Source organism: Aquabacterium sp. UBA2148, from assembly GCF_002328915.1.
GTDB lineage: Bacteria > Pseudomonadota > Gammaproteobacteria > Burkholderiales > Burkholderiaceae_C > Aquabacterium > Aquabacterium parvum.
Window position 1 is genome coordinate 10012 of the sequence record NZ_DCXA01000014.1, and the last position, 2916, is coordinate 12927.

Sequence of the window (2916 nt, forward strand, 5' to 3'; positions counted from 1 at the left end):
CGGCCGGCCCCACCCATTGCACCCCGAGGCGACTGGCGAGCTCGCCCGCCATGGCACTGGGGGCCACGAAATAGCCTTCAGCGTTGCGGCCGAACTCGTGCGTCAGCGCCGCGTCGTCGAGCTCGGCCACCACGCGGGGGTGGACCCCCTGTGTGTCGAACCAGGCGCGCAGCTGGTGCCCCATCACCGCGTCTTCACCTGGCATCAGCATGGGCGCGCCGTCCAGGCAATCTGGAAAGGGCCGAACCTGAGTGGCCAGCAAGGCCGGCGCGGCAAAAAAGCCCACTGGCTCGTCACCCACCGGGTGGCTTTGGGCGCGCACCCCGGCCGAGCGCGGCAGCGGCGCATCGGCGATGACCAGGTCGAGCTCATGCAAGGCGAGCTGCGCCAGCAGGCGGTCGAGCCGCCACTCGCGGCAGACCAGGTGCACGTGCTCGCCCATGCGCAGCACAGGCGCCAGCAACTTGAAGGCCACCGATTTGGGCACGGCGTCGGCCACCCCCACGCGGAACTCGATGCGCTGCTGCGCCTGGGCCTTGTTGCGCGCACTGGCCTGCAGCTCGGTGCCCAGCGTGAAGATCTCGCGGGCATAGCCCTGCACCATGCGCCCTTTGTCGGTGAGCGCCAGGCGCCGGCCATGGCGGTTGAACAAACCGCCGCCCAACTGGTCTTCGAGCTGCTGCAGTTGCTCGCTGATGGTTTGCGGACTGATGTGCAGCTGTTCGCTGGCGCGCGCGATGCTGCCGGTGTCGGCCACCTGCAGGAAGTAGCGCAGGTGCTTGAAGTTCAGGTTTGCCACTCGCAATCTCAGCCGAAGATTTGAAACGGTATATTCGACTTTACCTGATCGACTTCGGCGTCTAACCTGTGGAGATGCTGACCCAAGTTCACCCTGCTCCCCACCGCCGTCCCACCCGCATCCGCGTGGGCCTGCTCGGTCACGGCCGCGCCGGACAGGCCGTGGCCCAGGCCCTGCTGGCCGATGAGTTGATCGACCTGCGCTGGGTGGCACGGCGTCGGTTGCCGCAGGGCAGCCCCACCATGCTGCCAGGCACCGAAGTGCCCGTCATCGCCACGGCCGGCGAGTCGCTGGATGCCCTGATCGCACAACACCCCATCGACGCGCTGGTCGATTTTTCGTCGGCCGAGTCGGCGCAGCTCTACCTTGGCGCCGTGCGCCGGCATCGCCTGATGCTGGTCAGCGCCGTTTCCAGTTACACGCCCGAGCAACTGGCGGCGATCCGCTCACTGGCCGATGCCTGCCGCATCATGTGCTCGCCCAACATCACCGTGGGCATCAACTTCCTGATCGTGGCGGCGCGCTTGCTGCGCACCATCGCGCCCCAGGCCGACATCGAGATCATCGAGCAGCATTTCCGTGACAAACCCGAGGTCTCGGGCACGGCGCGGCGCATGGCCAGCACGCTCGACCTCGACGAGGCGCGCATCACCTCGCTGCGGTTGGGCGGCATCGTCGGGCACCACGAGGTGGTGTTCGGCTTTCCGCACCAAACGGTGCGCCTGACGCACGACTCCATCCGCCGCGAGGCCTTCGGCACGGGCGCGGCCTTCGCGCTGCGCGAGCTGCACCAGCGCGGCCCCGGCTTCTACACGATGGAAGAGTTGATCGCCGGGGTGATGCGTGAGCAGTTGCAGGCGGCTTGATGCCGGCCTGACCGCGCCCAGCGCCATCGAACACGCCCCCGAACACCTCCACAGAAAGACCACCACTTGCCCCACCCGAGCCAGATCGAACTCATCGGTGCAGCGCTGTTCGCGCTGGCCATCGCCCACACCTTTGCCACCGGCTTTTTCGAGCGCCTGGCCCACAGCCGACCGCGTCACGCAGGCGTGTGGCACCTGCTGGCCGAGGTCGAGGTGGTGTTCGGCTTCTGGGCCATCGTGCTGGTGGGCTTCATGTTCGCGTTCGGCGGTCACGAGGCGGCCGTGGGCTACGTGGACTCTCGCAACTTCACCGAGCCGTTGTTCGTCTTCGCCATCATGGTGATCGCGGCGACGCGTGCGGTGCTGCAGGCCGCCAAGGGCCTGATCGGCTTCGTGGCCAAGCTGTTGCCCCTGCCCGGTGAGGTGGGCTTCTACCTCACGGTGATGCTGCTGGTGCCGCTGTTGGGCTCCTTCATCACCGAGCCGGCTGCGATGACGCTGGCCGCCTTGATCCTGGGGGAGCGGGTGCTGTCACAACGCGTGTCCCAACGGCTGAAATACGCCACGCTGGGCGTGCTGTTCGTCAACATCTCCATCGGGGGCACGCTCACACCGTATGCCGCTCCGCCTGTGCTGATGGTGGCCGGGGCCTGGGGATGGGACCTGCCCTTCATGATGCAGAACTTCGGCTGGAAGGCGGCGATCGCTGTGGCGGTGAACGCCGTGGGCGTGACGCTGCTGTTCCGCAAGGAACTGATCGACTTGCGCCCCCCTGCTCGCTCGGTGAGCGAAGCCCCCGTGCCCTGGGCGCTGACCGCCGTGCACTTGCTGCTGCTGGCGGGCGTGGTCGCTTTTGCGCACCACCCGGCCATGTTCATGGGCCTGTTCCTGCTGTTCATGGGGGTGGCCACGGCCTACCCTCAGCACCAGGGGCGACTCATCTTGCGCGAAGGCCTGCTGGTGGCCTTCTTCCTGGCCGGGCTGGTGGTGCTGGGCGGGCAGCAGCGCTGGTGGCTCGAGCCCGTGCTGATGGGCATGAGCAGCGACGCGGTGTTCTATGGCGCCACCGCGCTGACGGCGTTCACCGACAACGCGGCCTTGACCTACCTGGGCTCGCTGGTGCCAGGTCTGTCCGATGAGTTCAAGCTCGCCCTGGTGGCCGGGGCCGTCACGGGCGGCGGCCTGACCATCATCGCCAACGCGCCGAACCCGGCGGGCATCGCCATCCTCAAGCGGCACTTCGACGGTGAG

Annotated in this window: 3 protein-coding genes; 2 read left to right on the forward strand and 1 reads right to left on the reverse strand. The window is 67.7% G+C overall.

The genetic code is table 11. The annotated features are described in order from the left end of the window. On the reverse strand, window positions 1-799 hold a 799-nt coding region (locus tag B2W70_RS00500; protein WP_286741964.1), incomplete at its 3' end, for a LysR family transcriptional regulator. A gap of 74 nt (window positions 800-873) precedes the next feature. On the opposite strand from B2W70_RS00500, the gene B2W70_RS00505 reads away from it, so the two are divergent. Together B2W70_RS00505 and B2W70_RS00510 are read left to right on the forward strand one after the other, a co-directional pair. Then, complete coding sequence (locus tag B2W70_RS00505; RefSeq protein ID WP_286741966.1) at window positions 874-1665, forward strand: 4-hydroxy-tetrahydrodipicolinate reductase; 792 nt, start codon at window positions 874-876, stop codon at window positions 1663-1665. Window positions 1666-1731: 66 nt separating this feature from the next. Further along, on the forward strand, window positions 1732-2916 hold a 1185-nt coding region (locus tag B2W70_RS00510; RefSeq protein WP_286741968.1), incomplete at its 3' end, for a putative Na+/H+ antiporter.

Coding starts and splice junctions, on each gene's coding strand:
- B2W70_RS00505 (WP_286741966.1), top strand. CDS start 874: ATGCTGACCCAAGTTCACCCTGCTCCCCACCGCCGTCCCACCCGCATC.